This window comes from Microbacterium xylanilyticum (assembly GCF_054654695.1).
The window spans coordinates 3,163,051-3,182,781 of record NZ_BAAIEN010000002.1; the positions used below are offsets into that span (position 1 = coordinate 3,163,051).

The window sequence follows — 19,731 nt, forward strand, 5'->3', positions numbered from 1 at the left end:
ACGCGGGTGTGGATCCGGCCGCTGAGCTTGTCGAAGCGTCCGGATCCACACGCCTGTCCTCGGGCCCTTCGACGAGCTCAGGGACCGAGGACAGAAAGCGTCAGACGCGGCGGCGCTTCGGCGGGCGGCAGCCGTTGTGCGCCTGCGGCGTCACGTCCTGGATCGAACCCACCTCGAGGCCGGCGGCCTGCAGCGAGCGGATCGCGGTCTCGCGGCCGGAGCCCGGACCCTTCACGAAGACGTCGACCTTCTTGACGCCGTGCTCCTGCGCCTGGCGGGCAGCGGACTCCGCGGCCATGCCGGCGGCGTACGGCGTCGACTTGCGCGAGCCCTTGAAGCCCACGCCACCGGACGAGGCCCAGCTGATGACAGCGCCGGACGGGTCGGTGATCGAGACGATGGTGTTGTTGAACGTCGACTTGATGTGGGCCTGGCCCAGCGCGATGTTCTTCTTCTCCTTGCGGCGCGGCTTGCGCGCGGCGGCCTTGGGTGCAGCCATGAAAGTGTTCTCCTAATCCCTGGCCGCTTAGCGGGCCTTCTTCTTGCCGGCGACGGTGCGCTTCGGGCCCTTGCGGGTGCGCGCGTTGGTCTTGGTGCGCTGACCGCGGACCGGCAGGCCACGGCGGTGACGGAGACCCTCGTAGGAGCCGATCTCGACCTTGCGGCGGATGTCGGCGGCGACCTCGCGACGGAGGTCACCCTCCACCTTGTAGGTGCCTTCGATGTGGTCGCGGAGGGCGACGAGCTGGTCGTCGGTGAGGTCCTTGACGCGGATCGACTCGTCGATCTCGGTGGCCTTGAGGATCTCGACCGAGCGGGTACGGCCGATGCCGTAGATGTACGTGAGGGCGATCACCACGCGCTTGTCGCGCGGGATGTCGACGCCGGCAAGACGTGCCATGCGGTAACTCCTGGAGTGTTGTGGAGGTGTGGAGCAGGATCGGTGCCCGGGCCTCCGCCCGAGGTGTCCCCCGCTCCGGTCCCTGAGCCTGTCGAAGGGCCCGGGGCGGAGCAGGATCTGATCCTGCCTGTTTCAGATATTGAGTTGTTCCTGCAAGGGGTTTCGACTCGGTCGCCTTCGGCGTCCTCGCTCAACCTTGACGTTCGCGTGTCAACGCGGCTGCGCCGCATTGACACGACTCACGTCAGCCCTGGCGCTGCTTGTGGCGCGGGTTGCTCTTGCAGATCACCATGACGCGGCCGTGGCGACGGATCACCTTGCAGTGGTCGCAGATCGGCTTGACGCTGGGGTTGACCTTCATGTTGTTTCCTTATCGCTGTCTTCGTACCGTGATCGGTCCCTGCCCTTCGACAAGCTCAGGGACCAGGATGAACGCGGTCGTTACTTCTCGACCGGCCTAGCGGTAGCGGTAGACGATGCGGCCGCGCGTGAGGTCGTAGGGCGAGAGCTCCACGACGACGCGATCCTCGGGGATGATGCGGATGTAGTTCTGCCGCATCTTTCCGGAGATCGTTGCAAGGACCTTGTGCCCGTTCGTGAGCTCAACGCGGAACATCGCGTTGGGCAGCGCCTCGGACACGACGCCCTCGATCTCGATGACACCGTCTTTCTTAGCCATAGCCTCGCTGACGCTTGTGCAGACCGGTCGATCTGCGGTGGGTGGGTGGTGTGGTGAATGCGGATCCGGACACGCCGGACCACGGCGCAAAGCACCAAAGATCTATGGTAGTTCGGATCCGCGGATCCGCAAAATGCGGAGCTTACTTCTGGTCGACGATCTTCTGCAGCTTCGCCACGTCGGCCTGCTTGGTGGTGTCGAGGCGCTCGCCGTTGATCTCGATGGTCGGCGTCCCCTGGATCTTGTGCGCGGTGGCCTGCGCCGTCGGGTACTTGAAGAAGGTCCCCGCCTTGATGGTCGCCTCGGCCTTGTCGGCGCCGACCTGCTTCGCGTAGTCGATCAGCTGCTGGTCGGTGAGGCCCGGAGTGTTCTCGGTCGGCTGGTTCTCGAACAGGATGTTCAGGTAGTCGAGGAACTTGTCCGGGTTCTCCTGCGCGACGGCGTAGGCCGCGGCCGCGGCGCGGGAGGAGTAGTTGGTGCCCTGCGAGTAGCGGTCCAGGATCGCGATCGGGTGGTACTCGAGCGTGATCTTGTTCTCCTTGGCGAGCGACTGCAGAGTGGATCCGTACTCGGTCTCGAACTGCTTGCAGATCGGGCACTGGAAGTCGACGTACAGCGCGACCTTGTCCTTGCCGGTGCCCGTCGTGACGGCTCCGGTGTCGGAGTTGACGATCGAGCTCTTGGGCGCCGGACCCGCATCCGTGGCCTTGTTGTTCAGCCACACGACGACGCCGACCAGTGCGATGAGCACGGCGACGACGGCGGCGGTGATTCCGATGGCGAACCCGTTGGTCCTGCCCTTGGCAGCGGCCATGTGTGTGTCTCCTTGTCCAGACCCGCGCCGCGGATCCGCTCAGCTATGTCTTCCCATTGTGCCGTGCGCAGCCTTTGAGGCCCGTGGGAGACGACCCGCCGCGCCTACGCGATCGGCGCGGGGGTGATCCCGAACGGCGCGAGGCCCGCGGCGCCGCCGTCCGCGGCGGTGAGCACCCAGATGCCGTCCTCGTGCAGCGCGACGCTGTGCTCCCAGTGCGAGCCGTCGGAGCCGTCGGTCGTGGTGACGGTCCAGTCGTCGTCCTCGACGTAGGTGCGCTCCGAGCCCGCGGTGACCATGGGCTCGATCGCCAGCACCAGGCCGGGGCGCACCTCGGCGCCGCGGTCGGACGTCCGGTAGTTGAACAGGCTGGGCGCCTCGTGCATCTTGCGGCCGATGCCGTGGCCGACGTACTCCCGCAGGATGCCGTACGGCTTGCCGGACACCGGCGAGGGACCGGCGGCGAGGATGCGGTCCTCGACGGCCGCGCTGATGTCTCCGAGGTGCGACGCCGTCGCCATCGCGGCGATGCCGGCCCACATGGATCCCTCGGTCACGTCCGACAGCGCCTGGCGGATGCCCGTGAGTGCCGCGTCGTCGGAGCCCGGGACGTTGACGGTGATGGCGCTGTCGCCGTTCCAGCCGCGGTACTGCGCCCCGCAGTCGATCGAGACGATGTCGCCCGGCTGCAGCACGCGGGATCCGGGGATCCCGTGCACGACCTGGTCGTTCACGGAGATGCATGTGGTGTGCCGGTACCCGCGCACGAGCTTGAAGTTCGACTCGGCGCCGCGATCCGTGATCACGCGGTCGGCGATCGCGTCGAGCTCGGCGGTGGTGATCCCGGGGCGCACGGCCTCGCGCACCGCGGCCAGCGCGGCGGCGGTGATGAGCCCGGGCTCGACCATCGCCTCGAGCTGGGCGCGGCTCTTGTAGATGGAGCGGCGGAACGCCACGTCAGACCGCAGCCGTGCGCACGAGGTCGCGGGCGCTCAGCGCCGCGAAGATGCGCTCGGTGATCTCGTCCAGGCCGCCGACGCCGTCGATCCGGTCGACGATGCCGCGGGAGCCGTACACCTCGAGGATCGGCGCGGTCTGCGCCTCGTAGATGTCCAGGCGCTTCTCGATGGCGTCCGGGGTGTCGTCGCCGCGTCCCTGCTCGGCCGCACGCACGGTGATGCGGGCGATGCTCTCCTCGCGCGGCACGTCGAGGAGGATGACAGCGTCGAGGGCGGTGCCCTGCTCCCCCAGGAACGCGTCGAGGTCCTCGACCTGCGCCGCGTTGCGCGGGTAGCCGTCGAGCAGGAACCCCGCCTCCGCGTCGGGCTGCGAGAGCCGGTCGCGCACCAGCGCACCCGTGAGCTCGTCGGAGACCAGGTCGCCGGCATCGAGGATGGCCGTGACCTGCTTGCCGAGCTCCGTGCCCTCCTTGATGTTGGCGCGGAAGATGTCGCCCGTGGAGACCACGGGGATGCCGTACGCCTCGGCGATCCGCACTCCCTGCGTGCCCTTGCCGGAGCCCTGCGGGCCCACGATCAGCAGGCGTGCGGTGGAGGTTGCGGATGCCGTCATCGGAGAAGCCCTTCGTAGTGTCGCTGCTGCAGCTGCGCGTCGATCTGCTTGACCGTCTCCAGGCCGACGCCGACGATGATCAGGATCGAGGCGCCGCCGAACGGGAAGTTCTGGTTCGCGCCGACCGTGGCCAGAGCGATCAGCGGGATGAGCGCGATGATGCCGAGGTACAGGGATCCCGGCAGCGTGATCCGGGTGAGCACGTAGTCGAGGTACTCGGCGGTGGGCCGGCCCGCGCGGATGCCGGGGATGAACCCGCCGTACTTCTTCATGTTGTCCGCGACCTCGGTCGGGTTGAACGTGATCGCGACGTAGAAGTAGGTGAACCCGATGATCAGCAGGAAGTACACGACCATGTACAGCGGGTGGTCGCCCTTCACGAAGTACGTGAGGATCCACGTGGCCCAGGCCGGAGCCGGCTTGCCGTTCTGCGGGATGTTGAACTGCGCCACCAGCATCGGGATGTACAGCAGCGACGAGGCGAAGATGACCGGGATCACGCCCGCCATGTTCACCTTGATCGGGATGTAGGTGTTGGTGCCGCCGTAGGTGCGACGGCCGACCATGCGCTTGGCGTACTGCACCGGGATCCGGCGCTGGGACTGCTCGATGAAGACGACCAGCGTCATCACCACGATGCCGATGAGGAGCACGAGCAGGAAGACCTCGAAGCCCTTCGTCTGCCAGATCGCCCACATGGCGCCGGGGAAGGTCGCGGCGATCGAGGTGAAGATGAGCAGCGACATGCCGTTGCCGATGCCCTTCTCGGTGACGAGCTCGGCGAACCACATGATGAGGCCGGTGCCGGCGGTCAGCGTCACGATGAGCAGCAGCTGCGCCCACCACACGTCGTTGGTGAGCAGCTGGTTGCAGGCGGCGACGCCGGTCTGCCCGAACAGCTGGCCGGTGCGCGCGACCGTGACGAGGGTCGTGGACTGCAGCAGCGCGAGGGCGATCGTCACGTAGCGGGTGTACTGCGTGAGCTTGGCCTGTCCGGCCTGGCCCTCCTTGTGCAGCGCCTCGAAGTGCGGGATGACGACGCGCAGCAGCTGCGTGATGATCGAGGCCGTGATGTACGGCATGACGCCGAGCGCGAAGATCGACAGCTTGAGCAGCGCGCCGCCGGAGAAGAGGTTGACGAGCCCGAGCAGGCCCTGGGTGCCGCTGTTCTGGGCGAGGCACTCGGAGACGTTGGGGAAGCTCACGAACGGAGCGGGCACGGTGGATCCGAGGCGGTAGATCGCGATGATCGCGATCGTGAAGCCGATCTTCCGTCGAAGATCCGGCGTGCGGAAGATCCGCGCGATGGCGCTGAACAAAAGCTTGCCTTCCTGAAAAGGGATGATGCCCGACGAGGGACAGTCAATTACCCAGGGTAACGCAAGAGGGGCCGGAGAAATCTCCGGCCCCTCTCGACGGGCCTCTACGAGGCCAGCACTTACTTGACGGATCCGCCGGCGGCGACGATCTTCTGCTCCGCGGAGCTGGAGACCTTGTCGACCGACACGGTCAGCGCCACGGCGATGTCGCCGTTGCCCAGGACCTTGACCTTCTCGTTCTTGCGGACCGCGCCCTTGGCGACCAGGTCGGCGACGGTCACGTCGCCACCGGCCGGGTAGAGCTCGGCGAGCTTGTCCAGGTTCACGACCTGGTACTCCACGCGGAACGGGTTCTTGAAGCCGCGCAGCTTCGGGGTGCGCATGTGCAGCGGCATCTGCCCACCCTCGAAACCGACGCGAACGGTGTTGCGGGCCTTGGTGCCCTTGGTGCCGCGACCGGCCGTCTTGCCCTTGGAGCCCTCACCGCGACCCACGCGGGTCTTGGCGGTGTTGGCGCCGGGGACCGGACGCAGGTGGTGCACCTTCAGGACGCCGGGACGGGAGACCGTAGTCTCCTCGACCTTCTTGGCGGCCGGCTTCTTGGCTGCGGTCTTGGTGGCCGCTTCCTTCTTCTCAGCCATTAGTCGATCTCCTCAACCTTGACGAGGTGAGCGACCGCGCGGACGTAGCCGCGGGTCTGGGCGTCGTCGGGACGGACGACCGAGTCGCCGATCCGCTTGAGGCCGAGCGAACGCAGCGTGTCGCGCTGGTTCTGCTTCTCGCTCACCTTGGACTTGACCTGCGTGACCTTCAGACGCGCAGCCATCAGGCACCTGCCTTCTGCGCAGCGATGGCGTCAGCCTCTGCGCGGACGAGACGCGCCGGGGCGACCTGGTCGAACTCGAGGCCACGACGCGCGGCGACCGCACGGGGCTCCTCGAGCTGCTTCAGGGCCTCCACGGTCGCGTGCACGATGTTGATCGTGTTCGACGAGCCGAGCGACTTGGACAGCACGTCGTGGATGCCGGCGCACTCGAGCACGGCGCGGACCGGACCACCGGCGATAACACCGGTACCGGCGGCAGCCGGACGCAGCAGCACGACACCGGCAGCGGCCTCACCCTGCACCGGGTGCGGGATGGTGCTCGCGGAGCGCGGCACGCGGAAGAAGTTGCGCTTGGCCTCCTCGACACCCTTCGAGATGGCGAGGGGGACCTCGCGGGCCTTGCCGTACCCGACGCCCACGAGACCGTTGCCGTCACCCACCACGACGAGCGCGGTGAAGCTGAAGCGACGGCCGCCCTTGACGACCTTCGACACGCGGTTGATGGTCACCACGCGCTCGAGGAACTGGTTGTCCCCACGGTCGCGGGAGTTGCGGTCACGACCGCCCTGGCCGCGGTCGCGGCCACCACGACCGCCGCGGCGCTCGTCGCGCTGCGGGGCCTCGGAACCGGCCGCGTTCTCGGCTGCAGGAGCCGTCTCGGTCACTTCGTTCTCCTTGATGTCACTCACAGTGCCAGACCCCCTTCACGGGCGCCCTCGGCGATGGCCGCGACGCGACCGGCGTACCGGTTGCCGCCGCGGTCGAACACGGCCTCCGAGACACCGGCGGCCTTGGCACGCTCGGCGACGAGCTCGCCGACCTTGCGGGCCTTGGCGGTCTTGTCACCGTCGAACGCACGCAGGTCGGTCTCGAGGGTGGAGGCGCTGGCCACGGTGTGGCCCTTGCTGTCGTCGACCAGCTGCACGAAGACGTGGCGGGCCGAACGGGTGACGACCAGGCGCGGACGCACCTCGGTGCCCTGGATCTTCTTGCGAAGGCGGGCGTGACGACGCGAGCGGGCGTCGGACTTCGACTTCACAGCCATGGTTACTTACCAGCCTTTCCGGCCTTGCGACGCACGACCTCGCCGGCGTAGCGCACACCCTTGCCCTTGTACGGCTCGGGCTTGCGGATCTTGCGGATGTTCGCAGCCGCCTCGCCGACGGCCTGCTTGCTGATGCCGCTGACGGTGAGCTTGTTGGTGCCCTCGACCGTCAGGGTGATGCCGGCGGGCGGGTCGACCAGGACCGGGTGCGAGAAGCCGAGGGCGAACTCGACCGAGCTGCCCTTCTGCTGCACGCGGTAACCGGTGCCGACGACCTCGAGGCCCTTGGAGTAGCCCTGGGTCACGCCGATGATGTCGTTGTTGATGAGGGTGCGGGTCAGACCGTGCAGCGAACGCGAGGCGCGCTCGTCGTCCGGGCGGGTGACGAGAACCTGGTTCTCCTCGACCGACACCTCGATGGGGGAGGCCACGGTGAGCGAGAGCTCGCCCTTCGGGCCCTTCACCGTCACCTCGCGGCCGTCGACCGTGACGGTCACGCCCGCGGGGATCTCGATGGGAAGTCGTCCAATACGCGACATTTTCAGATCACCACACGTAGGCGAGAACTTCTCCGCCCACGCCCTTCTGCTCTGCCTGGCGGTCCGTGAGGAGCCCCGAGGAGGTGGACAGGATCGCGACGCCGAGGCCGCCGAGGACCTTGGGAAGCTCGGTCGACTTCGCGTACACGCGGAGACCGGGCTTGGAGACGCGCTTGATGCCGGCGATCGACCGCTCGCGGTTCGGGCCGTACTTCAGCGAAATGGTGAGGTTCTTGCCGACACGGGCGTCGGTGACCTCCCAGCCGGCGATGTAGCCCTCCTGCTGGAGGATCTCGGCGATGTGGGTCTTCAGCTTGCTCGACGGCAGCGTCACGGAGTCGTGGTGCGCCGAGTTCGCGTTGCGCAGACGGGTCAGCAGATCTGCGACCGGGTCTGTCATCGTCATAGTTTTCTTCTTTCGTTCATGAGGTTCCGGCTGCCGTTACAGGGCAGACGGCCTGCGATGAGCACGCAATTTTCAATTGTACGTCACGCGTCCTTCGTCTCGTCGCTGCGCTCCTCGCTCAGGAACCGGATCCGAGAACCCGGTTCCTGAGCGAGCGCAGCGAGACGAAGGACGCCTTCAGTCGATTACGCCTGGACGTCGTTCGACTTGAACGGGAAGCCGAGGTGGCGCAGGAGCGCGCGGCCCTCGTCGTCGTTCTTCGCCGTGGTGACGACAGTGATGTCGAAACCGCGGACGCGGTCGATCTTGTCCTGGTCGATCTCGTGGAACACGCTCTGCTCCGTGAGACCGAAGGTGTAGTTGCCGTTGCCGTCGAACTGCTTGTCCGAGAGACCGCGGAAGTCGCGGATACGGGGCAGTGCGAGGTTCACGAGGCGGTCCACGAACTCCCAGGCGCGGTCACCGCGGAGGGTGACGTGGGCGCCGATGGGCTGACCCTCGCGCAGCTTGAACTGCGCGATGGACTTGCGGGCCTTCGTCACGATCGGCTTCTGGCCGGTGATCTTGGTGAGGTCGTCGACCGCACCCTCGATCACCTTGGAGTCGCGCGCCGCCTCACCGACACCGGTGTTGACGACGACCTTGACCAGGCCGGGGATCTGCATGACGTTCTCGTAGCCGAACTCGTCCTGCAGAGCCTTCTTGATCTCGTTGTTGTACTTCGCCTTCAGGCGGGGCTGCACCTTGACAGCGCCCGCGGCGTCAGCAGCCGCCATCAGAGGTCCTTACCGCTCTTCTTCGCGTAGCGCACGCGGACCGTGCGCTTCACGCCGTCCTTGACCTGCTCCTCGACGCGGTGACCGACACGGGTCGGCTTCTTCGTCTCGGGGTCGACCAGGGCGACGTTCGAGATGTGGATGGGGGCCTCGATGGTCTCGATGCCGCCCGTCTTGGTGCCGCGCTGCGTCTGTCCGACACGGGTGTGCTTGGTGGCGTAGTTCACGCCCTCCACGATCACGCGGTTGGACTCGGGAAGGACCTCGAGGACCTTGCCCTGCTTGCCGCGGTCGCCGCCCTTGTCCTGCTTGCGGCCGGAGATGACCTGGACCAGGTCACCCTTCTTGATGTTCGCCATGAGTTACAGCACCTCCGGGGCGAGCGAGACGATCTTCATGAACTTCTTGTCACGAAGCTCGCGGCCGACCGGACCGAAGATGCGGGTGCCGCGGGGCTCCCCGTCGTTCTTCAGGATCACGGCGGCGTTCTCGTCGAACTTGATGTACGAGCCGTCGGGACGGCGGGTCTGCTTCACGGTGCGGACGATGACGGCCTTGACGACGTCACCCTTCTTGACGTTCCCACCCGGGATCGCGTCCTTGACCGTGGCGACGATGATGTCGCCCAGGCCCGCGTAGCGGCGGCTGGAGCCGCCGAGCACGCGGATGGTGAGCAGCTCCTTGGCGCCGGTGTTGTCGGCGACCTTGAGTCGGGACTCGGTCTGGATCACTTTGCCTTCTCCAGGATCTCCACCAGACGCCAGCGCTTGGTGGCGCTCAGCGGGCGGGTCTCGTTGATGAGAACGAGGTCGCCGATGCCGGCGGTGTTGTTCTCGTCGTGCGCCTTGACCTTGGTCGTACGGCGGATGACCTTGCCGTACAGCGGGTGCTTCACGCGGTCCTCGACCTCGACGACGATGGTCTTGTCCATCTTGTCGCTGACGACGTAGCCGCGGCGCGACTTGCGGTAGCCACGGGCGTCGGCGTCGCGCACGTCGTGCGCGGCGTGCTCGACGACCGCCTCGGCGGCAGCAGCCTTCTTCTCAGCCATTACTCGGCCTCCTCCTTCGGCGCGTCAGCCTCGTCGGCCTTCTTCGCCTTTGCCTTGGACGCCTTCTTGGCCGGAGCCTCGACCGGAGCCGGCGTCGCACGGATGCCGAGCTCGCGCTCACGGATCACGGTGTAGAGGCGCGCGATGTCGCGCTTGACGGCGCGAATGCGGCCGTGGCTCTCCAGCTGGCCGGTGGCCGACTGGAAACGGAGGTTGAACAGCTCCTCCTTGGCCTTGCGCAGCTCCTCGACGAGGCGCTGGTCTTCGAACGTGTCGAGCTCGGTCACACCGAGCTCCTTGGTGCCGATCGCCATTACGCGTCGCCCTCCTCGCGCTTGATGATGCGTGCCTTGAGCGGCAGCTTGTGAATTGCCCGCTGCAGCGCCTCACGGGCGAGCTGCTCGTTGACACCGGCGACCTCGAAGAGGACGCGGCCGGGCTTGACGTTGGCGACCCACCACTCGGGGGAACCCTTACCGGAACCCATGCGGGTCTCGGCCGGCTTCTTCGTGAGCGGACGGTCGGGGTAGATGTTGATCCACACCTTTCCACCACGCTTGATGTGACGGGTCATCGCGATACGAGCGGACTCGATCTGACGGTTGGTCACGTAAGCGGGGGTGAGGGCCTGGATGCCGAACTCGCCGAAGGAGACCTTCGTGCCGCCGGTGGCCTGGCCATCACGCTTGGGGTGGTGCTGCTTGCGGTACTTGACCTTGCGAGGGATAAGCATCAGGCAGACGCTCCTTCTGCGACGGGAGCCTCGTTGCGCGGACCACGGCGACGGTCGCCACGGTCGTCACGACGGGACTTCGGTGCGTTGGCCTGCTCGCGAGCAAGCTCCTTGTTGGTGAGGTCGCCCTTGTAGATCCAGACCTTCACGCCGATGCGGCCGAAGGTGGTCTTCGCCTCGTAGAAGCCGTAGTCGATGTTCGCGCGCAGCGTGTGCAGCGGCACACGACCCTCGCGGTAGAACTCCGACCGGCTCATCTCCGCGCCGCCGAGGCGGCCCGAGACCTGGATCCGGATGCCCTTGGCGCCGGCGCGCTGGGCACCCTGGAGGCCCTTGCGCATGGCGCGACGGAAGGCGACGCGAGCAGAGAGCTGCTCGGCGATGCCCTGGGCGACGAGCTGAGCGTCGGCCTCGGGGTTCTTCACCTCGAGGATGTTCAGCTGGATCTGCTTGCCCGTGAGCTTCTCGAGGTCGCCACGGATGCGCTCCGCCTCGGCGCCGCGGCGGCCGATGACGATGCCCGGACGAGCGGTGTGGATGTCCACACGCACGCGGTCGCGGGTGCGCTCGATCTCGATGTTGCTCACGCCGGCGCGGTCGAGCTGCGTCTGCAGGAGCTTGCGGATCTTGATGTCCTCGGCGACGTAGTCGGCGTAGCGCTGACCCGGCTTGGTCGAGTCAGAGAACCACCGGGACACGTGGTCCGTGGTGATGCCGAGGCGGAAGCCGTACGGGTTTACCTTCTGTCCCATTACTTGCTCGCCTTCTCGTTCTTGGCGACCTCGGGGGTGGCCAGCACGACCGTGATGTGGCTCGTGCGCTTCTTGATCTGGAACGCGCGGCCCTGGGCGCGGGGCTGGAAACGCTTCAGCGTCGTCCCCTCGTCCACGAAGGCGTTCTTGACGTACAGGTCCTGCTCGTCGAGGAACTCGCCGTCGCGGTCGGCCTTCACCTGAGCGTTGGCGATCGCGGAGTGCACGAGCTTGTAGATCGGCTCGGAGGCGCTCTGCTGCGCGAACTTCAGGATGGCGAGGGCTTCCTGCGCCTGCTTGCCCTTGATGAGGGCGACGACACGACGAGCCTTCTGCGGGGTCACGCGGATGTGCTTCACGCGTGCGATGGATTCGACCATTAGCGGCGCCGCCCCTTCTTGTCGTCCTTCTCGTGGCCGCGGAAGGTGCGGGTGGGCGCGAACTCGCCCAGCTTGTGACCGACCATGGTCTCGGACACGAACACGGGGATGTGCTTGCGTCCGTCGTGCACGGCGATGGTGTGTCCCAGCATGGCGGGGATGATCATCGACCGGCGCGACCAGGTCTTGATGACGTTCTTCGTGCCGGCTTCGTTCTGACCGATCACCTTGCGAAGCAGGTGCTCGTCGACGAAGGGGCCCTTCTTGAGACTGCGAGGCATCTTCTCTTACTCCTACTTGCGCTTCTTGCCAGCGTTACGGCGACGCACGATGTACTTGTCGCTTTCCTTGTTGGCGTGACGGGTGCGTCCCTCAGCCTGGCCCCAGGGGGTGACGGGGTGACGACCACCGGACGTCTTGCCCTCACCACCACCGTGCGGGTGGTCCACCGGGTTCATCGCGACACCGCGGACGGTCGGGCGCACGCCCTTCCAGCGCTTGCGGCCGGCCTTGCCCCAGTTGATGTTCGACTGCTCGGCGTTGCCGACCTCGCCGACGGTCGCGCGGCAGCGCGCGTCGACGTTGCGGATCTCGCCCGAGGGCATGCGCAGCTGCGCGTAGGGGCCGTCCTTCGCGACCAGACGCACGGAGGCGCCGGCCGAGCGGGCGATCTTCGCGCCGCCGCCGGGGCGGAGCTCGATCGCGTGGATGACGGTACCCGTCGGGATGTTCTTCAGCGGGAGGTTGTTGCCCGGCTTGATGTCCGCGGCGGCACCCGACTCGACGACGTCGCCCTGCTTCAGCTTGTTCGGCGCGAGGATGTAGCGCTTCTCGCCGTCGAAGTAGTGCAGCAGCGCGATGCGCGCGGTGCGGTTGGGGTCGTACTCGATGTGAGCGACCTTGGCGTCGATGCCGTCCTTGTCATTGCGACGGAAGTCGATGACGCGGTACTGGCGCTTGTGGCCACCACCGATGTGACGGGTCGTGATGCGGCCCTGGTTGTTGCGGCCACCGGTCTTGCTGAGCGGACGCAGCAGCGACTTCTCGGGCGTCGATCGGGTGATCTCGGCGAAGTCGGCCACCGACGAGCCGCGGCGACCCGGGGTCGTGGGCTTGTACTTGCGAATAGCCATGTTCTGTCCTTATCCCCCGGTCAGTTCACTGCCGTGAAGATGTCGATGGTGCCCGACTTCAGGGCCACGATCGCGCGCTTGGTGTCCTTGCGCTTGCCCGTGCCGAAGCGGGTGCGACGAGCCTTGCCGACGCGGTTGATCGTGTTGACGCTGGCGACCTTGACGTCGAAGATCTTCTCGATCGCGAGCTTGATCTCGGTCTTGGAGGCGCGGGGGTCCACCAGGAAGGTGTACTTGCCCTCGTCGATCAGGCCGTAGCTCTTCTCGGAGACGACCGGCTTCAGGATGATGTCGCGCGGGTCCTTGTTGGCAGCCGCGGCGAGGATGTTGTCGCTCATGCGGAGACCTCCTCGGTTGCGCCGGACTTCAGCGCGACGAACGCGTCGAAGGCCGCCTTGGTGAAGACGATGTCGTCGGAGTTGACCACGTCGTAGGCGTTGAGCTGGTCGAAGTACAGCACGTGCACGTCGGCCAGGTTGCGGATGCTCAGGGCGTTGGTGTCGTCGCCGCGGTCGATGACCACGAGGACCTTCTTGCCCGGGAGAGCGTTCAGGTAGGCGGCAGCCGTCTTGGTGGAGGGCTTGCCCTCGATGCCGAAGGACTCGACGACGTGCAGGCGCTCACCGCGGAAGCGGTCGCTCAGCGCACCCGCGAGGGCGGCGGCGATCATCTTCTTGGGGGTGCGCTGCGAGTAGTCGCGCGGCTTCGGGCCGTGGACGATGCCACCACCGGTCATGTGCGGCGCGCGGATGGAGCCCTGACGGGCGTTACCCGTGCCCTTCTGCTTGAAGGGCTTGCGACCGGCACCGGAGACCTCACCACGACGCTTGGTCGAGTGGGTGCCCTGGCGAGCCGCGGCGAGCTGCGCGACGACGACCTGGTGGATCAGCGGAACGTTGGTCTTGGCGTCGAAGATCGCGGCGGGGGCGTCGACCGTACCGGTCTTCTTGCCGCCGGCGAACACGTCGAGCGTCAGAGTGGTGTCAGCCATGGGACTCAGGCACCCTTCACTGCGTTGCGGACGTAGACGATGCGACCGCGCGCACCGGGGACGGCGCCCTTGACGAGCAGCAGACCCTTCTCGGCGTCGACGGCGTGCACCGTGAGGTTGAGGACGGTCACGCGCTCGCCACCCATGCGACCGGCCATGCGCATGCCCTTGAAGACACGGCTCGGGGTCGACGAAGCACCGATGGAACCGGGCTTGCGGTGGTTGCGGTGCGCACCGTGCGAGGCGGAGACGCCCTTGAAGTTGTGGCGCTTCATGACACCCGCGAAGCCCTTGCCCTTGCTGGTGCCGACGACGTCGACCAGCTGGCCGGCCTCGAAGGTGCCCTCAACGGTGAGCTCCTGGCCGAGGGTGTAGTCGCCGGCGTCCGCGGTGCGGATCTCGGTGACGTGACGGCGCGGGGTGACCCCGGCGGCCTCGAAGTGCTTGGCGAGGGGCTGCGTGACCTTGCGCGGGTCGATCTGACCGGCCGCGATCTGAACGGCGTTGTAGCCGTCCTTCTCGGGGGTGCGGATCTGGGTGACCACGTTCGGGGCCAGCTCGATCACGGTGACCGGGATCAGCTTGCCGTTCTCGTTCCAGACCTGGGTCATGCCGAGCTTGGTGCCGAGCAGGCCCTTGGAAATCTTTGCGTTGATGTCGACCATCGTGATCCCCTTACAGCTTGATCTCGATGTTGACGTCGGCAGGAAGGTCGAGGCGCATGAGCGAGTCGACGGCCTTCGGCGTCGGGTCGACGATGTCGATCAGACGCTTGTGGGTGCGCATCTCGAAGTGCTCGCGGCTGTCCTTGTACTGGTGGGGCGACCGGATGACGCACACGACGTTCTTCTCGGTCGGAAGCGGCACCGGGCCGACGACGGTCGCGCCCGCACGGGTCACGGTGTCGACGATCTTGCGGGCCGACGTGTCGATGACCTCGTGGTCATACGACTTCAGGCGAATGCGGATCTTCTGTCCCGCCATTGTCTGCTCTCTCTCATTAAGCGTCGTACCTGCCCGGACCGGGTGGTCCGGGGGCATTGGACGCGCGACGGCGCGTTCTGCGCCTTCGCACTCCTCCTCCTGACCGGATCCTCGCGGACCTGGTCTCTCGAAGGGGCGCACCACTGTTCTGCTGTCAGCCCGAAGCCTTGCGACTCGCGGAAGCCGACCCCCGCACATGACGGGGCCTCGGTGAGGAGGTGTCGGTTGTGTGTTCTGCTGCCCGCGGCCCAGATCCCTGCGCCCGCTTCCCGGAGGAAGGGCGCCGTCTGTGCACTGCCCTGGCAGTGATCCAGCGCACGTCGGGACGCGCGCCGGAATGTGGAACCTCAATAGTGTACGTGCAGCCCGGGCGTGTCGCAAACTCGGGCGTGTCGCCGACGGCGTGTCCCGGCGTGTCCCGTCCGCCGGGCTCTCCCCCCACGCGCTATCGGCAGGTCGGCGTCAGGCCGGAGCCGGCGACGTCGTTGACCAACGGAGTGTGCAGGATCGTTGGGACGAAATCCCCGTCCTGCGCCGCGGTGAACCGGAACACCAGCGTCCGGCTCTCACCGGGCGCGAGCGAGACCCAGCCCATCGTCGTGGGGAACGCGCCCTCGGTGGTCTGCACGTCGGCGATGGGTGCACCTCCGATCTGCACGCCGTCGGAGACGGCGCCCGCCGGGGCCGCAACCGCGACTTCCGTCGCGATGTGCCCCATCGGCGTGCCGGAGAGGCCGTAGCCGGTCATCCGCCCCGGCAGAATCCGCCCGGCGTCGGCAGGCGCGGTGTTGGTCAGGGTCACGGCGACCTCGACATCTCGCGCGCCTCCCGCACCGCATCGTTTCGTCCCCGCTGCGATCGCGACATCGAGGAAGCTGTCCATCTTCGCGCCCGTGGCGTCGTTGAAGTACACCGCGAACGCGGAGGATCCGGCCAGCGCATGGCGGATCGCCGGGCCGCCGACCTCGCTCACGGCGATGACCGCCTGCTCGGCGGCGTGAGCGCTCCAGACCGAGACCCGGCCCTCGGCGATCGGCTGCTGCATCGCTTGTGCGAGATCGGGCAGCCCGGCATGATCGCTCAGCAGCGCCGAGAAGATCGAACCTGCGGCCATCGCGAAGTACGCGTCCTGTGCACCCGCGTCGAGGTCGAGGTACGGATCGATGAGCAGCTTGCGCGCGACGTCGGCGGCGGTCAGCTGCGTGCCGTCCGGCAGTGCGATCGGACCCGTCACCTGCAGCAGCGCACGGAGCACCAGCGGGTCCACGCTCACGACCGCATCGGGTGCGGCATGTCCGATGCGCTGCCACCACGCCGATGCCAGCCGAGCGGTTACCGTGAAATCGGCCGTCTGCGTCGTGTTCTGCACGAACCGCCCTACCTTGTCGCCGAAGAGGTCGCGCGTCGAAGAAGGCACCGGGTAAACGTCTTCCGAGGCGGTCGGAAAGGCGGACGACGCGGCGGCAGCGCCGAGCGTGACCGTCCCGGAGTGCGCGTCGAGCTCGAGGAACTGCCCGGAGATGCCGCCGCCGGTGCGCAGCTCGGCGTTGCTCTGCAGGACCACCAGGATCCGGCGCGCCCCGTCCTCACCCAGCATCGCCGGCGCCACCTTCGCGACGCCCGCCGCGGCCTCGAATCCTGGCTCCGCCTCCTGGACCGCGCGATGCAGCTTCGCCACCGCGTCGGACAGCTGCGTCTGCACGCCGCCAAGGCCGACGTCGGCGAGTGCACGATCCGCCGTTCGCATCGTGTCCGCGGCGCGGCCGAGCGCCGGGCTCGCCGCCCGCAGCGCCTTCAGCTGCGCAGAGACGCCGTGCACCGATTCCAGCGACGTCGCGGCGTCGAGCGCCGGCAGCACCGCGACGGAGGCGATCGCGTGGGTCTGCCGGGCGGTGACGCGGGCTGCGGTCAGGTCCGGGCCGAGCAGCGGGAGATGCTCGGCTACCGCCCAGATCGGATCCCCGGTGAGTTCTGCCGCACGACCGGCGTGCTCGTCGGCCTTCAGGACCGTCGCGCGGATCGCCCTGAGGTCTCCCGAGTGCGCGGCAGATTCGACCTCGCTCACCAGTGGGGCGAGCGATTCGAGTTCGCCCTTGGCCAGCAGCGCGCGGATGCCCACCCAGGCCCCGCACGCCACCAGCACGACCAGGACGCCGAGGGCGCAGATCCACACGGCGCGACGTCGACGGCGGCGTTGCCTGCCCGGGGTCGCCACCACGGCCGGCATCCGTCAGTGTCGACCAACCCGGCGACGCGCGATCAGCATCGCCGCTGCACCCGCCACTGCGGTCACGACTCCCACGATACCGATCGGCAGCACGATTCCGCTCATACCGGTCGTGGCGAGGGCCGCCGCGTCCGAACCGTGGCCCGCAGGATCGGTGCAGCCCACCGTGGCCGGCGGGTAGTGCAACGAGACCGTCGCGGTGGGATTCACCTTGATCTCCGCGGTGATGTCACCCCTGGTCCAGGCGAAGTTGCCGTTCGTCGACACCAGCTGCCCGTTCTGGGTTTCCCAGCCGGGCCAGCCGTTCGCCTTGCCCTGCGCGTCGACGGAAGCACCCGGCCACAGGATCCGTCCCGAGATCGTGTTGTTCACGAGCGGTCCCAGCACGATGTCATCGGTGTTCGTGCCGTCGCTCAGGATCAGGTGGGCGACATGCCCGGTCGACACGTTGTCGGGATCGATCAGCGTGACCGAGAACGTGATCCACGGCGCGCCCGAGATGCACTGCGCGACCGCAGAGGATCCGTTCAGATTGAGCTCGTGCTGCGTCGGCGTGTAGTTGTCGGTCGATCCTGGCGACGGCGGAACCTCGTCCGCCGCATTCGCCCCTGCGGCTGGTCCCAATACCAGCAGTGCGGCGACCGTCAACAGAACGGAAAATTTGCGCATCATCATCAAAGCCTCCCCAGCAGGCGTTGCGCAGATCGACCCCCAAAGCCGACCTCGATTCCGACATACTACTCCGTTCGACCGACTACCGCACCCGGAAATTGCGCGGCTCGCCCTGACACGACGCAGGCCGTCGGCGACGCGCGTCGCCGACGGCCTGCGTGGATGTCAGATCATCCGTTCAGAGCTGTAGTGCCTTCGGGTCACTCGTTGCCGACCTGCTTGTCGAGGGTGTCGCGCACGCCGTCGATCTGCTCGGCCGCACCGGGGGCGACCCTCTTGGCGAGGTCGGCCGCGCCGCCCAGAACCGTGTCGCTGATGCCCTCAGCCTGCTCGCTGTGCAGCAGCTCCTCGACCTTGTCCTTGTTCTCCTCGAAGAACTCCTTGCCCTTGTTCACCGCGTCGTTGATGGCGTCTCCGAGACCCATGGGGCTCCCTCCCTCGATCGAGCCGGCTGTCGGCCCGCACGTGGCCATTCTGCACGCCGGATGCAACGCCGACAAGAGCGGATCCGGACCGGGATCCGGCAGAGACGACAGAGGGGCCGAGCCCGAAGGCTCGACCCCTGTGTGGGATGACGCAGGTTCGACTCGCTCTGCTTCGCAGTGCTCGCTCAACCTGAGTCGATGCCGGCTCAACGCTGACGCATTGAGCCGGCCCGACTCACTTGATGACCTTGGTCACCGTGCCGGCGCCGACGGTGCGGCCACCCTCACGGATCGCGAAGCCGAGGCCCTCTTCCATGGCGATCGGCTGGATGAGGTCGACCTTCATGTCCGTGGTGTCACCGGGCATGACCATCTCGGTGCCCTCGGGCAGCGTGATGACGCCGGTCACGTCCGTGGTGCGGAAGTAGAACTGCGGGCGGTAGTTCGTGTAGAAGGGGTTGTGGCGGCCACCCTCGTCCTTGGACAGGATGTACGCGGTGCCCTCGAACTCGGTGTGCGGGGTGATCGAACCCGGCTTCACCACGACCTGGCCGCGCTCGACGTCCTCGCGCTTGGTGCCGCGGAGGAGAAGACCGCAGTTCTCGCCGGCCCACGCCTCGTCGAGCTGCTTGTGGAACATCTCGATACCCGTGACCGTGGTCTTCTGCGTCGGGCGGATGCCGACGATCTCGACCTCGGAGTTGATCGCGAGGGTACCGCGCTCGGCGCGGCCCGTGACGACCGTGCCACGACCGGTGATGGTGAAGACGTCCTCGATCGGCATCAGGAACGGCTTGTCCTTGTCGCGCACCGGGTCCGGGATGGACTCGTCGACGGCCTCCATGAGCTCGACGATCGACTGGACCCACTTCTCGTCGCCCTCGAGAGCCTTCAGGCCCGAGACGCGCACGACGGGGGCGTTGTCACCGTCGAAGTCCTGCGACGACAGCAGCTCGCGAACCTCGAGCTCGACGAGCTCCAGGATCTCCTCGTCGTCGACCATGTCGCTCTTGTTCAGCGCGACGAGCAGGTACGGCACGCCGACCTGCTTGGCGAGCAGCACGTGCTCGCGGGTCTGGGCCATCGGGCCGTCGGTGGCGGCGACCACGAGGATCGCGCCGTCCATCTGCGCCGCACCGGTGATCATGTTCTTGATGTAGTCGGCGTGACCGGGCGCGTCGACGTGAGCGTAGTGACGCTTCGGGGTCTCGTACTCGACGTGCGAGATGTTGATCGTGATACCGCGCTGACGCTCCTCGGGAGCGGAGTCGATCGACGCGAAGTCGCGCTGCACGTTGGTGGCCGACGGGTACTTGTCGGCGAGCACCTTCGAGATCGCGGCGGTGAGCGTGGTCTTGCCGTGGTCGACGTGACCGATCGTTCCGATGTTCACGTGCGGCTTGGTCCGCTCGAACTTGGCCTTAGCCACTGGGTCCTCCTCAGGACGTCATGTAGGGGCACCGGGCACTGGATTGTGACCGCTTTCCTACGGGTTCAGATTCTCAG

At 67.2% G+C, this 19,731-nt stretch carries 32 protein-coding genes; all 32 read right to left on the minus strand.

Features of this window, described 5'->3' with window-relative positions; genetic code table 11:
* Positions 1-100: 100 nt before the first annotated feature.
* On the minus strand, positions 101-499 hold the full coding sequence (gene rpsK, locus ACYQ1L_RS15785; protein WP_045249905.1) for a 30S ribosomal protein S11: 399 nt from the start codon (positions 497-499) through the stop codon (positions 101-103).
* A gap of 27 nt (positions 500-526) precedes the next feature.
* Positions 527-901 carry a 30S ribosomal protein S13 gene (gene rpsM, locus ACYQ1L_RS15790; protein ID WP_067242101.1) on the minus strand — a complete coding sequence of 125 codons (375 nt, stop codon included), beginning with the start codon at positions 899-901 and terminating at the stop codon, positions 527-529.
* A 244-nt stretch (positions 902-1,145) separates the two neighbouring features.
* Complete coding sequence (gene rpmJ, locus ACYQ1L_RS15795; protein WP_005050492.1) at positions 1,146-1,262, minus strand: 50S ribosomal protein L36; 117 nt, start codon at positions 1,260-1,262, stop codon at positions 1,146-1,148.
* Between the two features lie 96 nt (positions 1,263-1,358).
* Positions 1,359-1,580 carry a translation initiation factor IF-1 gene (gene infA, locus ACYQ1L_RS15800; protein ID WP_005050493.1) on the minus strand — a complete coding sequence of 74 codons (222 nt, stop codon included), beginning with the start codon at positions 1,578-1,580 and terminating at the stop codon, positions 1,359-1,361.
* 142 nt (positions 1,581-1,722) lie between these two features.
* Positions 1,723-2,394: a DsbA family protein gene (locus ACYQ1L_RS15805; protein ID WP_460005002.1), complete on the minus strand. Its 672-nt coding sequence runs from the start codon at positions 2,392-2,394 to the stop codon at positions 1,723-1,725.
* 104 nt (positions 2,395-2,498) lie between these two features.
* Positions 2,499-3,350, minus strand: coding sequence for a type I methionyl aminopeptidase (gene map / locus ACYQ1L_RS15810; RefSeq protein WP_460005003.1), 852 nt, complete (start codon positions 3,348-3,350; stop codon positions 2,499-2,501).
* Position 3,351: 1 nt separating this feature from the next.
* Positions 3,352-3,966 carry an adenylate kinase gene (locus tag ACYQ1L_RS15815; protein ID WP_460005004.1) on the minus strand — a complete coding sequence of 205 codons (615 nt, stop codon included), beginning with the start codon at positions 3,964-3,966 and terminating at the stop codon, positions 3,352-3,354.
* Positions 3,963-5,285: a preprotein translocase subunit SecY gene (secY, locus tag ACYQ1L_RS15820; protein ID WP_460005005.1), complete on the minus strand. Its 1,323-nt coding sequence runs from the start codon at positions 5,283-5,285 to the stop codon at positions 3,963-3,965. Before secY ends, ACYQ1L_RS15815 begins: the two co-directional genes overlap by 4 nt.
* Before the next feature lie 119 nt (positions 5,286-5,404).
* The gene (rplO, locus tag ACYQ1L_RS15825) at positions 5,405-5,926 is read right to left on the minus strand and encodes a 50S ribosomal protein L15 (RefSeq protein WP_460005006.1); all 522 of its coding nucleotides are present in this window, start codon (positions 5,924-5,926) and stop codon (positions 5,405-5,407) included.
* Positions 5,926-6,111, minus strand: a complete 186-nt coding sequence (gene rpmD, locus ACYQ1L_RS15830) for a 50S ribosomal protein L30 (RefSeq protein WP_045249910.1) — start codon at positions 6,109-6,111, stop codon at positions 5,926-5,928. Before rpmD ends, rplO begins: the two co-directional genes overlap by 1 nt.
* Entirely contained in the window at positions 6,111-6,800 is a 690-nt protein-coding gene (gene rpsE / locus ACYQ1L_RS15835) for a 30S ribosomal protein S5 (protein WP_045249911.1), read from the minus strand. Before rpsE ends, rpmD begins: the two co-directional genes overlap by 1 nt.
* Complete coding sequence (gene rplR / locus ACYQ1L_RS15840) at positions 6,797-7,156, minus strand: 50S ribosomal protein L18 (RefSeq protein ID WP_159574857.1); 360 nt, start codon at positions 7,154-7,156, stop codon at positions 6,797-6,799. Before rplR ends, rpsE begins: the two co-directional genes overlap by 4 nt.
* Positions 7,157-7,158: 2 nt before the next feature.
* The gene (gene rplF, locus ACYQ1L_RS15845; RefSeq protein ID WP_159574856.1) at positions 7,159-7,695 is read right to left on the minus strand and encodes a 50S ribosomal protein L6; all 537 of its coding nucleotides are present in this window, start codon (positions 7,693-7,695) and stop codon (positions 7,159-7,161) included.
* A gap of 7 nt (positions 7,696-7,702) precedes the next feature.
* Positions 7,703-8,101, minus strand: a complete 399-nt coding sequence (gene rpsH, locus ACYQ1L_RS15850) for a 30S ribosomal protein S8 (RefSeq protein ID WP_159574855.1) — start codon at positions 8,099-8,101, stop codon at positions 7,703-7,705.
* Positions 8,102-8,286: 185 nt separating this feature from the next.
* Complete coding sequence (gene rplE / locus ACYQ1L_RS15855) at positions 8,287-8,877, minus strand: 50S ribosomal protein L5 (protein WP_159574854.1); 591 nt, start codon at positions 8,875-8,877, stop codon at positions 8,287-8,289.
* Positions 8,877-9,236, minus strand: a complete 360-nt coding sequence (rplX, locus tag ACYQ1L_RS15860) for a 50S ribosomal protein L24 (protein WP_159574853.1) — start codon at positions 9,234-9,236, stop codon at positions 8,877-8,879. Before rplX ends, rplE begins: the two co-directional genes overlap by 1 nt.
* A gap of 3 nt (positions 9,237-9,239) precedes the next feature.
* Positions 9,240-9,608 (minus strand): 50S ribosomal protein L14, encoded by a 369-nt coding sequence (gene rplN / locus ACYQ1L_RS15865; RefSeq protein ID WP_045249917.1) that lies wholly within the window; start codon positions 9,606-9,608, stop codon positions 9,240-9,242.
* On the minus strand, positions 9,605-9,928 hold the full coding sequence (gene rpsQ, locus ACYQ1L_RS15870) for a 30S ribosomal protein S17 (protein ID WP_159574852.1): 324 nt from the start codon (positions 9,926-9,928) through the stop codon (positions 9,605-9,607). The genes rplN and rpsQ overlap by 4 nt, the downstream gene beginning before the upstream one ends.
* Complete coding sequence (rpmC, locus tag ACYQ1L_RS15875) at positions 9,928-10,242, minus strand: 50S ribosomal protein L29 (RefSeq protein WP_045271047.1); 315 nt, start codon at positions 10,240-10,242, stop codon at positions 9,928-9,930. The genes rpsQ and rpmC overlap by 1 nt, the downstream gene beginning before the upstream one ends.
* On the minus strand, positions 10,242-10,661 hold the full coding sequence (rplP, locus tag ACYQ1L_RS15880) for a 50S ribosomal protein L16 (protein WP_159574851.1): 420 nt from the start codon (positions 10,659-10,661) through the stop codon (positions 10,242-10,244). Before rplP ends, rpmC begins: the two co-directional genes overlap by 1 nt.
* On the minus strand, positions 10,661-11,413 hold the full coding sequence (gene rpsC / locus ACYQ1L_RS15885) for a 30S ribosomal protein S3 (protein WP_045249920.1): 753 nt from the start codon (positions 11,411-11,413) through the stop codon (positions 10,661-10,663). The genes rplP and rpsC overlap by 1 nt, the downstream gene beginning before the upstream one ends.
* Entirely contained in the window at positions 11,413-11,793 is a 381-nt protein-coding gene (gene rplV / locus ACYQ1L_RS15890; RefSeq protein ID WP_159574850.1) for a 50S ribosomal protein L22, read from the minus strand. The genes rpsC and rplV overlap by 1 nt, the downstream gene beginning before the upstream one ends.
* Complete coding sequence (gene rpsS, locus ACYQ1L_RS15895) at positions 11,793-12,074, minus strand: 30S ribosomal protein S19 (protein WP_045249922.1); 282 nt, start codon at positions 12,072-12,074, stop codon at positions 11,793-11,795. The genes rplV and rpsS overlap by 1 nt, the downstream gene beginning before the upstream one ends.
* 12 nt (positions 12,075-12,086) lie before the next feature.
* Positions 12,087-12,926, minus strand: a complete 840-nt coding sequence (gene rplB / locus ACYQ1L_RS15900) for a 50S ribosomal protein L2 (protein ID WP_460005007.1) — start codon at positions 12,924-12,926, stop codon at positions 12,087-12,089.
* A gap of 20 nt (positions 12,927-12,946) precedes the next feature.
* Positions 12,947-13,264 (minus strand): 50S ribosomal protein L23, encoded by a 318-nt coding sequence (rplW, locus tag ACYQ1L_RS15905; RefSeq protein WP_045249924.1) that lies wholly within the window; start codon positions 13,262-13,264, stop codon positions 12,947-12,949.
* On the minus strand, positions 13,261-13,917 hold the full coding sequence (gene rplD / locus ACYQ1L_RS15910; protein WP_460005008.1) for a 50S ribosomal protein L4: 657 nt from the start codon (positions 13,915-13,917) through the stop codon (positions 13,261-13,263). Before rplD ends, rplW begins: the two co-directional genes overlap by 4 nt.
* 5 nt (positions 13,918-13,922) lie before the next feature.
* Entirely contained in the window at positions 13,923-14,582 is a 660-nt protein-coding gene (gene rplC / locus ACYQ1L_RS15915; protein ID WP_045249926.1) for a 50S ribosomal protein L3, read from the minus strand.
* Between the two features lie 10 nt (positions 14,583-14,592).
* Positions 14,593-14,901: a 30S ribosomal protein S10 gene (rpsJ, locus tag ACYQ1L_RS15920; RefSeq protein WP_460005009.1), complete on the minus strand. Its 309-nt coding sequence runs from the start codon at positions 14,899-14,901 to the stop codon at positions 14,593-14,595.
* A gap of 445 nt (positions 14,902-15,346) precedes the next feature.
* Positions 15,347-17,119, minus strand: coding sequence for a DUF4012 domain-containing protein (locus ACYQ1L_RS15925; protein ID WP_460005010.1), 1,773 nt, complete (start codon positions 17,117-17,119; stop codon positions 15,347-15,349).
* 12 nt (positions 17,120-17,131) lie between these two features.
* Positions 17,132-17,800 carry an LPXTG cell wall anchor domain-containing protein gene (locus ACYQ1L_RS15930; RefSeq protein ID WP_460005011.1) on the minus strand — a complete coding sequence of 223 codons (669 nt, stop codon included), beginning with the start codon at positions 17,798-17,800 and terminating at the stop codon, positions 17,132-17,134.
* A gap of 200 nt (positions 17,801-18,000) precedes the next feature.
* Positions 18,001-18,225 (minus strand): hypothetical protein, encoded by a 225-nt coding sequence (locus ACYQ1L_RS15935; RefSeq protein WP_460005012.1) that lies wholly within the window; start codon positions 18,223-18,225, stop codon positions 18,001-18,003.
* Positions 18,226-18,460: 235 nt separating this feature from the next.
* Positions 18,461-19,654, minus strand: a complete 1,194-nt coding sequence (gene tuf / locus ACYQ1L_RS15940; protein ID WP_159574845.1) for an elongation factor Tu — start codon at positions 19,652-19,654, stop codon at positions 18,461-18,463.
* Positions 19,655-19,731: the final 77 nt, after the last annotated feature.

Excerpts from the sequence above, each read along its gene's own strand:
- rpsK (WP_045249905.1), bottom strand. The coding sequence starts at position 499 with ATGGCTGCACCCAAGGCCGCCGCGCGCAAGCCGCGCCGCAAGGAGAAG.
- rpsM (WP_067242101.1), bottom strand. The coding sequence starts at position 901 with ATGGCACGTCTTGCCGGCGTCGACATCCCGCGCGACAAGCGCGTGGTG.
- rpmJ (WP_005050492.1), bottom strand. The coding sequence starts at position 1,262 with ATGAAGGTCAACCCCAGCGTCAAGCCGATCTGCGACCACTGCAAGGTG.
- infA (WP_005050493.1), bottom strand. The coding sequence starts at position 1,580 with ATGGCTAAGAAAGACGGTGTCATCGAGATCGAGGGCGTCGTGTCCGAG.
- ACYQ1L_RS15805 (WP_460005002.1), bottom strand. The coding sequence starts at position 2,394 with ATGGCCGCTGCCAAGGGCAGGACCAACGGGTTCGCCATCGGAATCACC.
- ACYQ1L_RS15815 (WP_460005004.1), bottom strand. The coding sequence starts at position 3,966 with ATGACGGCATCCGCAACCTCCACCGCACGCCTGCTGATCGTGGGCCCG.
- rplO (WP_460005006.1), bottom strand. The coding sequence starts at position 5,926 with ATGGCTGAGAAGAAGGAAGCGGCCACCAAGACCGCAGCCAAGAAGCCG.
- rpmD (WP_045249910.1), bottom strand. The coding sequence starts at position 6,111 with ATGGCTGCGCGTCTGAAGGTCACGCAGGTCAAGTCCAAGGTGAGCGAG.
- rplR (WP_159574857.1), bottom strand. The coding sequence starts at position 7,156 with ATGGCTGTGAAGTCGAAGTCCGACGCCCGCTCGCGTCGTCACGCCCGC.
- rplF (WP_159574856.1), bottom strand. The coding sequence starts at position 7,695 with ATGTCGCGTATTGGACGACTTCCCATCGAGATCCCCGCGGGCGTGACC.
- rpsH (WP_159574855.1), bottom strand. The coding sequence starts at position 8,101 with ATGACGATGACAGACCCGGTCGCAGATCTGCTGACCCGTCTGCGCAAC.
- rplE (WP_159574854.1), bottom strand. The coding sequence starts at position 8,877 with ATGGCGGCTGCTGACGCCGCGGGCGCTGTCAAGGTGCAGCCCCGCCTG.
- rplX (WP_159574853.1), bottom strand. The coding sequence starts at position 9,236 with ATGGCGAACATCAAGAAGGGTGACCTGGTCCAGGTCATCTCCGGCCGC.
- rpsQ (WP_159574852.1), bottom strand. The coding sequence starts at position 9,928 with ATGGCTGAGAAGAAGGCTGCTGCCGCCGAGGCGGTCGTCGAGCACGCC.
- rpmC (WP_045271047.1), bottom strand. The coding sequence starts at position 10,242 with ATGGCGATCGGCACCAAGGAGCTCGGTGTGACCGAGCTCGACACGTTC.
- rplP (WP_159574851.1), bottom strand. The coding sequence starts at position 10,661 with ATGCTTATCCCTCGCAAGGTCAAGTACCGCAAGCAGCACCACCCCAAG.
- rpsC (WP_045249920.1), bottom strand. The coding sequence starts at position 11,413 with ATGGGACAGAAGGTAAACCCGTACGGCTTCCGCCTCGGCATCACCACG.
- rplV (WP_159574850.1), bottom strand. The coding sequence starts at position 11,793 with ATGGTCGAATCCATCGCACGCGTGAAGCACATCCGCGTGACCCCGCAG.
- rpsS (WP_045249922.1), bottom strand. The coding sequence starts at position 12,074 with ATGCCTCGCAGTCTCAAGAAGGGCCCCTTCGTCGACGAGCACCTGCTT.
- rplB (WP_460005007.1), bottom strand. The coding sequence starts at position 12,926 with ATGGCTATTCGCAAGTACAAGCCCACGACCCCGGGTCGCCGCGGCTCG.
- rplW (WP_045249924.1), bottom strand. The coding sequence starts at position 13,264 with ATGAGCGACAACATCCTCGCCGCGGCTGCCAACAAGGACCCGCGCGAC.
- rplD (WP_460005008.1), bottom strand. The coding sequence starts at position 13,917 with ATGGCTGACACCACTCTGACGCTCGACGTGTTCGCCGGCGGCAAGAAG.
- rplC (WP_045249926.1), bottom strand. The coding sequence starts at position 14,582 with ATGGTCGACATCAACGCAAAGATTTCCAAGGGCCTGCTCGGCACCAAG.
- rpsJ (WP_460005009.1), bottom strand. The coding sequence starts at position 14,901 with ATGGCGGGACAGAAGATCCGCATTCGCCTGAAGTCGTATGACCACGAG.
- ACYQ1L_RS15930 (WP_460005011.1), bottom strand. The coding sequence starts at position 17,800 with ATGATGCGCAAATTTTCCGTTCTGTTGACGGTCGCCGCACTGCTGGTA.
- ACYQ1L_RS15935 (WP_460005012.1), bottom strand. The coding sequence starts at position 18,225 with ATGGGTCTCGGAGACGCCATCAACGACGCGGTGAACAAGGGCAAGGAG.